The 13,377-nt window shown below is 57.8% G+C and carries 16 protein-coding genes; 6 read left to right on the top strand and 10 right to left on the bottom strand.

The features are described 5' to 3' along the window. Window positions 1–6: 6 nt before the first annotated feature. Genes PSH97_RS21125 through PSH97_RS21115 form a run of 3 tightly spaced genes read right to left on the bottom strand, consistent with a single transcriptional unit; the run spans window position 7 to window position 2,309 of the window. Window positions 7–564 (bottom strand): peptidylprolyl isomerase A, encoded by a 558-nt coding sequence (locus PSH97_RS21125; protein ID WP_007902463.1) that lies wholly within the window; start codon window positions 562–564, stop codon window positions 7–9. Window positions 565–567: 3 nt separating this feature from the next. Then, window positions 568–1,371, bottom strand: a complete 804-nt coding sequence (locus PSH97_RS21120; RefSeq protein ID WP_305446565.1) for an alpha/beta fold hydrolase — start codon at window positions 1,369–1,371, stop codon at window positions 568–570. Between the two features lie 14 nt (window positions 1,372–1,385). Continuing rightward, the gene (locus PSH97_RS21115) at window positions 1,386–2,309 is read right to left on the bottom strand and encodes a LysR family transcriptional regulator (protein ID WP_305446564.1); all 924 of its coding nucleotides are present in this window, start codon (window positions 2,307–2,309) and stop codon (window positions 1,386–1,388) included. Window positions 2,310–2,358: 49 nt separating this feature from the next. Here PSH97_RS21115 and PSH97_RS21110 point away from each other — a divergent pair, with 49 nt between their 5' ends. The 3 genes from PSH97_RS21110 (at window position 2,359) to PSH97_RS21100 (ending at window position 4,587) form a co-directional block, all read left to right on the top strand. Next, entirely contained in the window at window positions 2,359–2,688 is a 330-nt protein-coding gene (locus tag PSH97_RS21110; RefSeq protein ID WP_305446563.1) for a 3-phosphoglycerate kinase, read from the top strand. Window positions 2,689–2,839: 151 nt separating this feature from the next. Continuing rightward, a complete protein-coding gene (locus PSH97_RS21105) occupies window positions 2,840–3,439 on the top strand; it encodes an FMN-dependent NADH-azoreductase (protein ID WP_305446562.1) in 600 nt (199 codons plus the stop codon). A gap of 281 nt (window positions 3,440–3,720) precedes the next feature. After that, on the top strand, window positions 3,721–4,587 hold the full coding sequence (locus PSH97_RS21100; RefSeq protein WP_305446561.1) for a carboxylate/amino acid/amine transporter: 867 nt from the start codon (window positions 3,721–3,723) through the stop codon (window positions 4,585–4,587). A gap of 108 nt (window positions 4,588–4,695) precedes the next feature. Here the strand turns inward: PSH97_RS21100 and PSH97_RS21095 are convergent, their stop codons facing one another. Next, the gene (locus PSH97_RS21095; RefSeq protein ID WP_305446560.1) at window positions 4,696–5,994 is read right to left on the bottom strand and encodes a mechanosensitive ion channel family protein; all 1,299 of its coding nucleotides are present in this window, start codon (window positions 5,992–5,994) and stop codon (window positions 4,696–4,698) included. A gap of 193 nt (window positions 5,995–6,187) precedes the next feature. On the opposite strand from PSH97_RS21095, the gene PSH97_RS21090 reads away from it, so the two are divergent. Then, window positions 6,188–7,534, top strand: a complete 1,347-nt coding sequence (locus PSH97_RS21090) for a DEAD/DEAH box helicase (RefSeq protein ID WP_008153197.1) — start codon at window positions 6,188–6,190, stop codon at window positions 7,532–7,534. 133 nt (window positions 7,535–7,667) lie between these two features. Here PSH97_RS21090 and PSH97_RS21085 read toward each other — a convergent pair whose 3' ends face one another. The 3 genes from PSH97_RS21085 to PSH97_RS21075 all read right to left on the bottom strand — a co-directional run bounded on the left by PSH97_RS21085 (window position 7,668) and on the right by PSH97_RS21075 (window position 9,366). Continuing rightward, entirely contained in the window at window positions 7,668–7,943 is a 276-nt protein-coding gene (locus PSH97_RS21085; RefSeq protein ID WP_305446559.1) for a hypothetical protein, read from the bottom strand. A 106-nt stretch (window positions 7,944–8,049) separates the two neighbouring features. Next, a complete protein-coding gene (locus PSH97_RS21080; RefSeq protein WP_129442062.1) occupies window positions 8,050–8,322 on the bottom strand; it encodes a hypothetical protein in 273 nt (90 codons plus the stop codon). Between the two features lie 309 nt (window positions 8,323–8,631). Continuing rightward, window positions 8,632–9,366 carry a DUF899 domain-containing protein gene (locus PSH97_RS21075; protein WP_305446558.1) on the bottom strand — a complete coding sequence of 245 codons (735 nt, stop codon included), beginning with the start codon at window positions 9,364–9,366 and terminating at the stop codon, window positions 8,632–8,634. A 201-nt stretch (window positions 9,367–9,567) separates the two neighbouring features. Between PSH97_RS21075 and PSH97_RS21070 the strand changes: the two genes are divergently transcribed. Then, window positions 9,568–9,960, top strand: a complete 393-nt coding sequence (locus PSH97_RS21070; protein ID WP_305446557.1) for a transcriptional regulator — start codon at window positions 9,568–9,570, stop codon at window positions 9,958–9,960. A gap of 122 nt (window positions 9,961–10,082) precedes the next feature. On the opposite strand, the gene PSH97_RS21065 is transcribed toward PSH97_RS21070, so the two are convergent. From PSH97_RS21065 to PSH97_RS21055, 3 genes are all read right to left on the bottom strand, one after another. Further along, on the bottom strand, window positions 10,083–10,952 hold the full coding sequence (locus PSH97_RS21065) for a DUF6279 family lipoprotein (RefSeq protein WP_305446556.1): 870 nt from the start codon (window positions 10,950–10,952) through the stop codon (window positions 10,083–10,085). A 77-nt stretch (window positions 10,953–11,029) separates the two neighbouring features. Continuing rightward, complete coding sequence (locus PSH97_RS21060; protein ID WP_305446555.1) at window positions 11,030–11,746, bottom strand: TorF family putative porin; 717 nt, start codon at window positions 11,744–11,746, stop codon at window positions 11,030–11,032. Window positions 11,747–11,956: 210 nt separating this feature from the next. Continuing rightward, window positions 11,957–12,145, bottom strand: coding sequence for a hypothetical protein (locus PSH97_RS21055; protein WP_017337097.1), 189 nt, complete (start codon window positions 12,143–12,145; stop codon window positions 11,957–11,959). Window positions 12,146–12,495: 350 nt separating this feature from the next. Between PSH97_RS21055 and PSH97_RS21050 the strand changes: the two genes are divergently transcribed. Further along, window positions 12,496–13,332 carry a CvfB family protein gene (locus tag PSH97_RS21050; RefSeq protein WP_305446554.1) on the top strand — a complete coding sequence of 279 codons (837 nt, stop codon included), beginning with the start codon at window positions 12,496–12,498 and terminating at the stop codon, window positions 13,330–13,332. Window positions 13,333–13,377 lie beyond the last annotated feature (45 nt).

Genomic DNA, 13,377 nt, shown 5'->3' with positions numbered 1-13,377 from the left:
TTAGTCTCAGTCGATGCGCTTGGCCGACTTGATGAACACGGGATCGGCTGGCACGTCTTTCATGCCGCTTTTGGTGGTGGTCTGGGAGTTGACGATGACATCGACGACGTCCATGCCTTTAACGACTTTACCGAACACGGCATAGCCGTCGCCCTGGTCCAGGAAGTCGTTGTCTTTGACGTTGATGAAGAACTGGCTGGTGGCCGAATCCGGGACCGAAGTACGGGCCATGGACAGCGTGCCACGCACGTTATGCAGGCCGTTTTTGGATTCGTTCTTGATCGGCGCCTTGGTTTCTTTTTGCTGCATTTGTTGAGTGAAACCGCCGCCCTGGACCATAAAGCCCGGAATCACACGGTGAAAAATCGTGTTGTTGTAGAAGCCGCTGTCGACGTACTCAAGGAAGTTCTTGGTACTGATCGGCGCCTTGACCGGGTCCAGTTCGATTTCGATCTGGCCGTTGGTGGTTTCCAGCAGCACGTGCGGCGCCTTGGCGGGCGTAGCGGCCATCAGGTTGGCGGCGAACAGAACGGAGCCGGCGACGAGGGCGATTTTTTTCAGCATAAGTCAGTGATCCTGAGTGGTGGTGTCGACTGCGGTGAGAAACTCGAGCAGCGTTTGGTTGAAACGTTCGGGTTGATCCAGCGGGGTGGCGTGGCGCGAATCGGCAATCACCACCAGCCGCGCATCGGGCAGCAGTTTTACATAGGTTTCTTTCAGCGCGACCGGGGTGTAGTCACGGTCGGCGCTGACGACGAGCGTTGGACACGAAACCCTGGAAAGTCGTTCCTGAACCCCCCAGTCAACGATGGCATCGAAGCTGGCGAGATAAGCATGTTTGTCGTTTTTTGCCCAGCGCGCGGCTATTTTTTGTCGTAGCGAAGCTTGCTCGGGCTTGGGAAACAGCTTCGCACCCAGGGCCTTGCCGATGGTGCCCATGCTCAGCGCGCGCATCAGGCTCCAACGCTTGAACCACTGCCAGTAATCGTTACGGCTGCGCCGTTTGACCTCGGGCGCGCTGTTGACGATGCACAGGCTCTTGAGCAGTTGCGGCTGGTCCACCGCCAGTTGAAACGCGATCATGCCACCCATCGAAAGCCCTACAAGATGTGCAGGGCCCAGATTCAAGTGTTCCATCAACGCAATCAGGTCGGCGCTGAACCCGGCGATGCTGTAGCGCTCGCGGGGTTTGTCGGAGCGCCCGTGGCCGCGCACATCCGGGACAATCACCCGATGATGGGCTGAGAGCGCCGGGATCTGCATTTCCCAGTCCAGGGTGCTGGAACCCAGCCCGTGAACCAGCAGCAATGGCGTGCCGTGGCCATATTCCTCATAGTGCAGGTTGCAACCTTCATGTTCGAAATAGGCCATGGGTACACTCCGTGTCAGGCTTGTTCAGGGGCGGCGAAGGGCGCATCCAGCGGCGCGGTATCGAAGGTGCGCAGCAGTTCGATGAGAATCTGCGTCGCCGGGCCCAAGGGTTTGTCCTTGTTTGAATACAGATAGAAGCTCGGGTTACGGCTTCCGCCCTGATCCAACGGTAGCACTTTGAGCGTACCTTCCTTGAGTTCACGCTCGATCATGTGCCGGGGCAGCCAAGCGAAGCCCAGACCGCTGCTGACGAAGGTCGCGGCGGTGGCCAGGCTGCCGACGGTCCAGCGCTGTTCGGCGCCGAGCCAGCCGACGTCCCGTGGCTGCTGACGACCGGAGTCGCGGATCACCACTTGCATCTGGCTTTCCAGATCCTGGAAATTCAATTCGCGGTTCAGGCGATGCAAGGGATGCTCGGGATGGGCGACCGCGATGAATTCGACATCGCTCAATTCCGCGCCCAGGTACCCGGGAATGCTAAAGCCGGTGATGGCCAGGTCGGCCACGCCTTCGAGCAGCACTTCTTCTACCCCCGATAACACTTCCTCGCGCAGACGCACCCGGCAGCCACGGCTTTGCGGCATGAACGCGGTCAAGGCGCGGACGAGGCGGGCGCTCGGGTAAGCGGCGTCGACCACCAGCCGCACTTCCGCTTCCCAGCCTTGCTCCATGTGGTGGGCCAGGTCTTCCAGTTGGCTGGCCTGTTTCACCAGTTGCCGGGAACGGCGCAGCAGTACGCCGCCGGCCTCGGTGAGCACCGCTTTGCGGCCATCAATGCGCAACAGCGGCACGCCGAGCTGGTCCTGCATGCGCGCGACGGTGTAGCTGACCGATGATTGCGAGCGGTGCAGCACTTCGGCGGCCTGGGCGAAACCACCGTGATCGACCACGGCCTGCAATGTTCGCCATTGATCAAGGGTCACGCGGGGCGCTTTCATGTTGAGCTCCTCTTGTCCTAAGCTGGCAGTCCTTATTGGAGGCTGCTGAATGAAAAAACTTTGTTGTGTGATGGCGGGTTGTGCTGTGTTTGCGATGCTGCCGCTGACTGCGTTTGCCTATCCGATCGACGTTCAAAAGCAATTGAACGGCTTGAGCATCGACTACAACGCCTTTGATACAGATGCCGATATCGCCTCCATTCAGGTGAACAACTACGGCAGCGCCGATGCGATCTGCAAGGTGGTTTTCAACAATGGTCCGGAAGCGCCGCGTAACCGCACAATCGAAGTGCCCGCGGGTAAACACAAAAACGCGACCGCCAAGTTCACCCGCACCATCATCAAGATGCGTATCAACCTGACCTGCACCCCGAAATGACATCGAGCGGAGCAGCCCAGCTGGGATATGCTTCGCTTATAAACGAATTTATCGATGCTTTATAGCAGTTATTTGCGCTTTTTCATCGATATGACTCTGTTTAACCTTCACTCCATCGACCTACAGCATTCTCAGATGGAGGCTACATCCCATGTCCCGCGTTCTGATCATCGAAAGCAGCGCCCGTCAGCAAGACTCGGTTTCCCGTCAACTGACCCAGACCTTCATCAGCCAATGGAAAGCCGCACACCCGGCCGACCAGATCACCGTCCGTGACCTGGCCGTCAACCCGGTGCCGCACCTGGATATCAACCTGCTGGGCGGCTGGATGAAACCTGCCGAGCAACGCAACGACATCGAGCAGGCCTCGCTTGAGCGCTCCAACCTGCTAACCGATGAACTGCTGGCCGCCGACGTACTGGTAATGGCTGCGCCGATGTACAACTTCGCCATTCCAAGCACCCTCAAAGCCTGGCTCGACCACGTGCTGCGTGCCGGCGTGACGTTCAAGTACACCGAAACCGGCCCTCAAGGTTTGCTCAGCGGCAAACGCGCTTATGTGCTGACCGCTCGCGGCGGGATCTACGCCGGCAGCACCGCGGATCACCAGGAACCGTACCTGCGCCAGGTCATGGGCTTCATCGGCATCCACGACGTAACGTTCATTCACGCCGAAGGCATGAACCTGGGCGGTGACTTCCAGGAGAAAGGCTTGAACCAGGCCAATGCCAAGCTTTCCCAGGTCGCCTGACCCGTTAATCGCCAGATAATCGCAGGATGGTCTAGTGACCTGGCGCAACCCTTCAAGCCTGTACGCGCATCGAACCTCCCTTTGCACTTATTGCTCCTGAGTGCTCTAGCCCGATTGAACGCATTAGCGAGATCGGGCTTTTTTTTGCCTGCGATTTTGTGAGCGCAACATAAACCTGTGGGAGCGGGCTTGCCCGCTCCCACAGGGATTTGTGTATTGGCTGACTGTCGCGATGAAGGGCAAAACCCGCTATCGTCGCCGCCATTCGAAATGAGGCGACCATGGGCTATCTACTTTTTGTCACGCTGATCCAGGCGTTTTCCTTCAGCTTGATCGGCGAATACCTGGCCGGGCATGTCGACAGTTACTTCGCGGTGCTGGTGCGGGTGCTGCTGGCAGGGCTGGTGTTCATTCCGCTGACGCGCTGGCGTCAGGTCGAGCCGGCGTTCATGCGCGGTATGTTGCTGATCGGCGCCTTGCAGTTCGGCGTGACTTACGTCTGCCTGTACCTGAGCTTCCGGGTGCTGACGGTGCCGGAGGTGTTGCTGTTCACCATCCTCACGCCGCTGCACGTGACCCTGATCGAAGACGCGCTGAACCGGCGCTTCAATCCATGGGCGTTGATCGCGGCATTGGTGGCGGTACTCGGGGCGGCGGTGATTCGCTTTGACCGGATCAACCCGGATTTCTTCATGGGGTTCCTGCTGCTGCAACTGGCCAACTTCACCTACGCTGCCGGGCAGGTGCTCTACAAACATCTGGTGGCCCGTCATCCGAGTGATCTGCCGCATTACCGACGCTTCGGCTACTTCTACCTGGGCGCGTTGGCGGTGGCGTTGCCGGCGTTTCTGCTGTTCGGCAAACAGAACTTCCTGCCCGAAGCACCGCTGCAATGGGGCGTGCTGCTGTTCCTCGGCCTGGTCTCGACGGCATTGGGTTTGTACTGGTGGAACAAGGGCGCGTGTCTGGTGAGCGGCGGGACGCTGGCGGTGATGAACAACCTGCATGTGCCGGTGGGATTGCTGATCAATTTGCTGATCTGGAATCAGCATGAAGAGCTGGGGCGGTTGTTGTTGGGTGGCTCGGAGATTCTGATGGCGGTGTGGATTAGTCGGTTGGGTGTACGACAACCTCTGACCGTCCACTGAATCCTGTGGGAGCGGGCTTGCCCGCGAAAGCGTTGTGTCAGGCAATATTGATATCGACTGACACGGCTTCATCGCGGGCAAGCCCGCTCCCACAGGTTGGAGGCGGTGTTACATCACGTGTTTTTCGGGCTCGGGAATGTGGCTTGCGCCCAACACCGCCGGGAGCAACCCGGACCGCAAATCCCCACCGCTCGGCTGCTGATAAAGGCTCAAGCCAAACTCCGGCAGCACCGCCAGCAGGTAATCGAAAATATCCCCCTGAATCCGCTCGTAATCAGCCCACACGGTGGTGCGGGTGAAGCAGTAGATTTCCAGCGGAATGCCCTGGGCGGTGGTCTGCATCTGGCGAACCATGCAGGTCATGTTCGGCTGAATCTCCGGGTGACTCTTCAGATACGCCAGCGCATAAGCGCGAAAGGTGCCGATGTTGGTCATCCGTCGACGATTGGCTGACATCGCCGCGACGTTGCCCTGAGCTTCGTTCCAGGCCTTGAGTTCGGCCTGTTTGCGGTTGATGTAATCGGTCAGCAGATGCACCTGGGACAGCTTCAGTTCTTCGTCATCGCGAATAAACCGCACGCCGCTGGCGTCGATGAACAGGCTGCGCTTGATCCGACGGCCGCCGGACTGCTGCATGCCGCGCCAGTTCTTGAACGACTCGGACATCAGGCGCCAGGTCGGGATCGACACAATCGTCTTGTCGAAATTCTGCACCTTGACTGTGTGCAAGGTGATGTCCACCACGTCACCGTCGGCACCGACTTGCGGCATTTCGATCCAGTCACCGACCCGCAGCATGTCGTTGCTGGTCAGTTGCACGCTGGCAACGAACGACAGCAGGGTGTCCTTGTAGACCAACAGAATCACCGCCGACATGGCACCCAGACCCGACAGCAGCAACAGCGGCGAACGATCGATCAATGTGGCGACGATAATGATCGCGCCAAACACGAACAACACCATTTTCGCCAGCTGCACATAACCTTTGATCGAGCGGGTGCGGGCGTGCTCGGTGCGGGCATAGATGTCCAACAGGGCATTGAGCAATGCGCTGACGGCCAACACCAGGAACAGAATGGTGAACGCCAGCGCCACGTTGCCGAGGAAGTTCAGGCTGGTCTTGCCCAACTCCGGCACCAGGTGCAGGCCGAACTGGATCACCAGCGAGGGCGTCATCTGTGCCAGGCGATGAAACACTTTGTTGTGGCGAAAATCGGTGATCCAGTGCAACGACGGCTGGCGACCGAGGATTTTGGTCGCATGCAGAATGAGGTAGCGCGCCACTCGTCCGAGCACCAGCGCCACCACCAGCAGCAACATCAGCGCGAGCGTGGAATGCAGGAGCGGATGCTGATCGAGAGCACCCCAGAGGTCTTGGGCGTTGAGCCAGAGCTGTTTGATATCCATGGGTGAAAACGGTTCTTCTGTAGGACGCGATGGGGCAATTAGAGCATTTAAGACGTTCCGGATGACGTTTTGAGACAAACCAGGCAACAAAAAAACCACTGTTTGCAGCCGTTTGTATAAAGAAACTCGGCCTTCGCGCTCGAAACCGTTACCCTATGCAGCTGTTTTTTTGTATTTCTTCGAGGTAGCACCCGTGTTTTCCCAATTCGCCCTGCACGAACGCCTGCTCAAAGCCGTGGCCGAGCTTAAATTTGTCGAGCCAACGCCTGTGCAAGCAGCGGCTATCCCGCTGGCGCTCCAGGGGCGTGACCTGCGGGTGACAGCGCAAACCGGTAGCGGCAAAACCGCTGCATTCGTTTTGCCGATCCTCAACCGCTTGATCGGCCCGGCCAAAGTCCGCGTCAGCATCAAGACCCTGATCCTGCTGCCGACCCGCGAGCTGGCCCAGCAGACCATCAAGGAAGTCGAGCGCTTCGCTCAGTTCACCTTCATCAAGTCTGGCCTGATCACCGGCGGTGAAGACTTCAAGGTCCAGGCCGCCATGCTGCGCAAGGTGCCGGACATCCTGATCGGTACGCCGGGCCGGATGATCGAGCAACTGAACGCCGGCAACCTCGACCTCAAAGAAGTCGAAGTGCTGGTGCTCGACGAAGCCGACCGCATGCTCGACATGGGCTTTGCCGAAGACGTACAGCGTCTGGTGGAAGAGTGCACCAACCGTCAGCAGACCATGCTGTTCTCCGCCACCACCGGCGGTTCGGGCCTGCGCGAGATGGTCGCCAAGGTCCTGAACAACCCGGAACACTTGCAGCTGAACAACGTCAGCGATCTGAACGCGACCACCCGTCAGCAGATCATCACCGCTGACCACAACCAGCACAAAGAACAGATCGTGAACTGGCTGCTGGCCAACGAGACCTATCAGAAGGCCATCGTGTTCACCAACACCCGGGCCATGGCCGACCGTATCTACGGTCGTCTGGTGGCTCAGGAATACAAAGCGTTCGTGCTGCACGGTGACAAAGACCAGAAAGACCGCAAACTGGCCATCGACCGTCTGAAGCAGGGCGGCGTGAAGATCCTCGTGGCCACCGACGTCGCGGCCCGTGGCCTGGACGTGGAAGGCCTGGACCTGGTGATCAACTTCGACATGCCGCGCAGCGGCGACGAATACGTTCACCGCATCGGTCGCACCGGCCGCGCCGGCAACGATGGCCTGGCCATCTCGCTGATCTGCCATGGCGACTGGAACCTGATGTCGAGCGTCGAGCGCTACCTCAAGCAGAGCTTCGAGCGCCGCACCATCAAGGAAGTCAAAGGCACCTACGGCGGACCGAAAAAGGTCAAGGCCTCCGGCAAAGCCGTTGGCGTGAAGAAGAAAAAGGTCGACGCCAAGGGCGACAAGAAGAAAACCGGCGCCAAGGCCCCGACCAAGCGCAAGATCGCCAACCGCCCGAAGACCGACGCCCTGTCGCTGGTCAGCAAGGACGGCATGGCCCCGCTCAAGCGCCGCAAGCCGGAAGCGCCGGCTGCTGAATAAGGCGCTGTAGCGATCCAATAAAAAACCCGGACAGTGTCCGGGTTTTTTTACGTCTAAAAATCGCAGCAACTCTTACAGCTGCACGCTCAGACCGGTGTAGCTGCCGAAGGCTGCGATCTTTTGATCTTGCCCTTTAACTCTCGGCTTTCTTCTCCGCCGACTGCAACTCCTTGAGACGCTGATCAATCAACTGACACTTGTCCGGCAAATCCTTGCTGGCCGTTTCCAGGTCCATCTTCTGCAACTCATCATTGATCTCCTTGGCCTTGGCCGGGTTCTGCTCAGTGATCTTGGCGATCTCCTTGGCCAATTGTTCGCGCTTGGCGGTGGCTTCGTCGGGAGGGCAGGCCCAAGCGGGGAGGGCGCAGGCGAGAGTGGCGGCGAGGGTGAGTTTGAGCAGGGTTTTCATAAAGTCAGGCCTCGGTTCCGGTTAAGGCGGGTTATCCGGTTGAGGGCTGAAAGGCGAAAAAAGTTCAGTGACAGAAACGGGCGACCCACAGGTCGCCCGCTTTCATTCACTCCGCAGCCTGCGCCCGCAGCCGTCTGCCAATCACATCCATCAAATCACAACCATCGCGCAACGGTATGGCCAGCAGTTTTGAAAAGTCGGACAGCACCACCGTGTCGCAACCGATCTCGGCGCGAAAGGCGATGTTTTCCAGCACCTGGGTGACGGTGCGAATGCGGTAGTCGGCCATGGCTTGCAGGACGTCGAGTGGGGCTTGGGTGTCGATGAGCAGGGAGGCTGGGATCAGGTCGATTCCGGTGAGGGGCATGTATCTATTCAATGGTGGAGTCTCTTGTGATTGATGAGAGGACTCTGTTTATCAGGTCGCCAAACCCGGTCGCCTTGTGAGTGACGGGTTGACTATAAAGTTCAGCCCGCCAACGGTATAGAGCGCTGGATCTGAACTTGATGTAGGGGAAGTATCCCGATGAGGTCAGAAAGCCTGAGGCGATTTGCTGATTAATAAACACCGCCAACACCTGTGGGAGCGAGCCTGCTCGCGATAGCGGTGTATATCAGTCGACATCAATGTTGAGTGTCAGTCAGTCAGCCATCGCGAGCAGGCTCGCTCCCACAAGGGATTGGTAGCCTACCCCCCATGACAGCAACTGGCCGCTGCCTTGTCCTCATACCGGTCGTGATGCCTCACCCAGTCCATGATTTCCTCTTCATTTCGCCCCTTCGGCGTGAGGTCCAGATAGTTGTAGGCGCCGACCAGCAAATCCAGGCCGCGGGCATACGTTGAATAGGTATGGAAAATCTCCCCCGCTTCATTGCGATAAAACACGCTGAGCCCAGGAAGTTCTTCTTCAGCCCCGTCGGATTTTTCGTAGTTGTAGGTGGCTTTTCCCGCGGCGACGTCTTCGGCTCGGGCTGAGACGCTAAAGTCGTAGTTGAAGTCGCAGCCTTCCGACGACACCCAGTCGAATTTCCAGCCCATGCGCTGTTTGAAGGATTGGAACTCGGCGAACGGAGCGTGGGAAACCACGACCACGGCTACATCGTGGTGGGCCAGGTGTTGGTTGGCGCCGTCGATGTGGTCGGACAGGAACGAGCAACCCGGGCAGCCTTCGTCCCAGCCTGCGGCGAACATGAAGTGATAGATGATCAATTGGCTACGGCCGCCGAACAGGTCGGCCAGCTTCAATTCGCCGTTCGGGCCTTGGAAGCGATAATCCTTGTCAATCTTCACCCAAGGCAGGGCGCGGCGTTCGGCGCTGAGTTTGTCTCGTTCTTTGGTGAAAGCTTTTTCGTGGGCCAGGTGTTGTTTGCGAGCGGCCAGCCATTCTTCCCGGGACACGACCGGATGATTCTGAATGTTCATGGTGATTTCTCCTGCATGCTGTGGCGAAAGTCGATCCGCGCAGAGGGGTAAACCGTCTTACACAGCCTAGTCGTTTGGCCTGTGCCCTATTCGACATACCGCCGGTCGGTAGGGCGAAATATCCAGGCTGAACGGCCGCCCTCCCTGTCGGTCACAACTTATGAAGGCCATTTCACTCACGGGCTCTGGAGGTTGATCAGGATGACGACTTATAACTGGGATTTGCTTGAACGCTTGCTGCATGAAGTGCAGAACGGCGCTAGCCACAGTTTCACCCCACGACCCTATGCCGAGCAGTATGCAGCGGCGAAAGCTGCCGCGGGCGAGCCGTTCGAGAATCTGGATCACCTGAAAACGGTGGCGGAGAAGTACGAAAAATTACTGCTGCTGCGGGGCTATATCGAGCCTCGGCCGGAAAATCAGGGTGGCAATGGCGAGAACTACATTTTGACGCCCCGGGGCTCGAGTTTGTTGAGCCTGATCGACAGCAGCATTCCGGGGAATGAACATCCGCGGCAGGTGCTGGATGAACAGGAGGATGCGCTGGAGGAATTGACGTTTGATAAAGTGGCGTCGAAGGCGCAGATTGCTTGATACCGTAAAAAGCTTCGCGGGCAAGCCTCGCTCCCACAGGTAAACGTCGTTCACTCATTTTGTGAACAACACAAACCCTGTAGGAGCGAGGCTTGCCCGCGAAGCTTTTTTATCTATAGAACCTATCCCTGCCGCGTCGCTTTTAGGCATTTCAAATCAGTGAAATCCTTGCGCACGCCTTCAATCTTCTGCAGCAACCGTTCACGCTGAACCGGTGTGCTCTCCGCCATCACGTCCACCAGCAACGCCCGAGCCTGGGCTTCGGTGTTGGCGAAGGCCTCGCGGTAAGCGGGCGTCCACAAGCTCTCGCGATTCACCAGAAGTGTCTCGATTCGCTGTGGGAATTCCGGACTCTGCCGTTGCGCGACAGCCGCGCTGAATTGCTGCTGCCAATGGGCGCGGTTGCCAATCCATTGTTTGTTCTGATCACCCAGGGCATTCGACCAGGCCACTACCCGTTGCTGTTGGGTTGGGCTGAGCGGGCCGAGCCAGACATTCAGGCGTTTCTCCATGCGCTTGCTCCGCGCGCTGATCTGTTGCTCCAGCGACGGTTTTAGGTAGGCCTCCTGGCGTTTGCGCTGGTCCTTGGCGAAGGCATCGTTCATTTCCGCGACTTGCTTGTCATCAAGGCCCTGCAACAGCTCGATGGCCGACGGGGTGATTGCCCGGGCGGTTTCGGCGATGGCCTGTTTGGCTTCCTGGGTGCGGGTTTGCAGTGCGGCGTCGGTGATCTGGTTGGCTTCGACCATGGCCTGTAAGCGATCCAGCCAGTCGAGGTAGCCGGGCAATTGCGTGGTGCAGTGCCAGCTCAGGTGTTCTTTGAGGCGCTCGTTGAACCAGTCTTTTTGCTCGTGGTTCATGTCCAGATAGTCGCTGAGCGTCCAGGGAACGATCACGTCGAGGTTGCGGTAAGCCAGCCCCACGCGGCTGCACGCGGCGACGGTAAGGCTGAGGGTGATGATGACGCCGATCTGTTTCCACCAGTGCGACATGGCGAGTCCTTGCGAAGACCTGGTTTCTTTAAGGGTTCTCTTATGTGATCGCGGGATGAACCCGGCGGTTCAGCCGATTAATAGAAACTGTGTACAGCCTTGAGCGTGACCAGGCCGTCGCACTCGGTGTTGTGGCCGGAATAGGCGGAGCAATCACTGCCGCTCAGGCTTGAATCACTGTAGATCAAGTCCAGGTCGATGCCCATGAACGGCCGGGACAATTTCACCGACCAGTCGGTAAAACTGCCTACATACCCATCGTCGACGGACACCGGCGTGTTGAGTTGGTGGGTGGTGTATTTCAGGCTGATCCCGATACCGAACGGCTGATTGCCACTGAGGTCGGCGAACAGGGTGCTGTTCTGTTTGTCCGGGTCGTTGCTGAAGGCGGCGCCGAAGCGACTGCCCAGCAGGGTCAGGCCACCGAACAGCTCCTGGCTGTCGAGGGTGTCCACTTTCGGGTAGCTGTAGTGGATCATGCCCACTTCGTAGCCGAGGGAGTGATCGAAAGGCTGTTTAAAGCCCATGTAGGAATCGACTTCAAGGTTGCTCGACGGACTCAGTCCCATGCTGGGGGACCATTGACCCACATAGAAGCCGCTGTCGTGACTCAGGTCGAGGCCACCATGGAACGAGCCGGACGTCGAGGGCTTAACCAGACCTTGGGCCATGCTGCGGCTGGGGGTGGTCGCGAGCTTGAGATCGAAGTCGCCCAGTTCGCGCTGGAAGACTTGCGCCTGGGCGACCGAATACCACAGCAGGCTGCCGAGCAGGAAAAGAGAGGGCTTGAACATGCGTCACTCCATGAACAGCGAGGAGCAGGTGCTGAAAAACCTGCTGAAACGCTTGATCCAGACACGTGCAAGCATACCGGCGAATGTTCGGCATCGAGGGCCGTTCGTCGATTTTTGAAATATTGATTTGTTTTATGGGGTATTGCGGGAGGGTTCCAGTCCAAGCGCTTCGAAGCTCAAAGCGCTTAGGGACCAGTTAACGCGGGGGAATTACTTCTTGCCCAGCGTGATCTGCTTGGACGGGCCGAACGTCTGGCCGCTGACGCCTTTGGCAATTTGCTGGATCTCGCCGCCGGACTTGAGAAACGCAGCGATCTGGTTGTTGATCGATTCGCTGGTTTCAACGGCTGGAGCTGGCTTTGCTTTGCTGTTGGATGCTTTTACACGCATGGCGGCCATTAACCTGTAGAAATTAACTTGGCCAGGCATCGTACAGGAAATACTTGACAATTGCTTGGTAAATATCCTCCCGAAATACACAGTGGAGCAACGCAATTTATCGCAAGTTATTATTCGCAATGTTCCCCTAAGCTGCTGTTTTAACTAAGAACCCAAGTGAAGAAAAAGCGTTTCCGGATGGGCTGGCGAGGGGGAGGAACAGCCGAACGGCCTGACGAGCGGCCAAATGCACGCGGCAAAACCCAGGAAAATTAAGGCCTTCGACGGATTTTCTTGCGCCACCGGGCCGGCCACCGAACGCGGCCCGCAAAACCGGGTAGAATGCCGCCCACGCAATGAGGGTATTGGACATGGCTTTAATCGGGCGCTACAACAGTTTGCAAGTGGTTAAACACACTAACTTCGGTTTATATCTGGACGGTGGCGCGGATGGCGAAATCCTTCTGCCTAATCGTTATATTCCCAAAGATATTCCCAGCGAAGATGAAGACTGGCTCAACGTTTTTATTTATCTGGACAGCGATGACAAACTTATCGCTACTACCGAAAAGCCGAAAGTTCAGGTCGGTGAATTCGCCAGTTTGAAAGTTGTTGAAGTCAACAGCATCGGCGTGTTCCTGGATTGGGGTTTGCCGAAGGATCTGCTGCTGCCGTATTCCGAAGAAAAGCGCCAGATGACGGCCGGCGAGTATGTCGTGGTGCACGTCTACCTCGACAAACACACGCGGCGCATCACCGCGACGGCGCGTCTGGATCGCTACCTGGACAAGACCCCGGCCAATTACACTCCGGGTCAGGAAGTTGACTTGCTGGTGGCCGAAGCGACCGATATGGGCTTCAAGGCAATCATCAACAACAAGCACTGGGGCCTGATCCACAAGAACGAAATCTTCAAGTTCATGCGCGCCGGTAAAGAAGAGAAGGGCTTTATCAAAGAAGTCCGCACCGACGGCAAAATCAGCCTGAGCCTGCAACCGGTAGGCGAGGAAGCTGCCACCAGCCTGAACTCGAAGATCCTCGCCAAGTTGCGCGACAACAATGGCACCCTGCCAGTCAGCGACAAGAGCGACCCGACACTGATCAGTAGTATGTTCGGCGTCAGCAAGGGCAACTTCAAAAAGGCCATCGGTGCGTTGTACAAGAACGGCCAGATTGTCATTCACGCTGATCGTATCGAACTCAGCTGACCCTATCTGCCCTTCGGAGGTGTCGCCGCAGGCTGCGATCTTTTA

The sequence above is a fragment of the Pseudomonas cucumis genome, from assembly GCF_030687935.1.
In the GTDB taxonomy this organism is placed as follows: Bacteria; Pseudomonadota; Gammaproteobacteria; order Pseudomonadales; family Pseudomonadaceae; genus Aquipseudomonas; species Aquipseudomonas cucumis.
The sequence above is the reverse complement of the archived record's forward strand: the minus strand, read 5'-3'. Positions and strand labels throughout refer to the sequence as shown.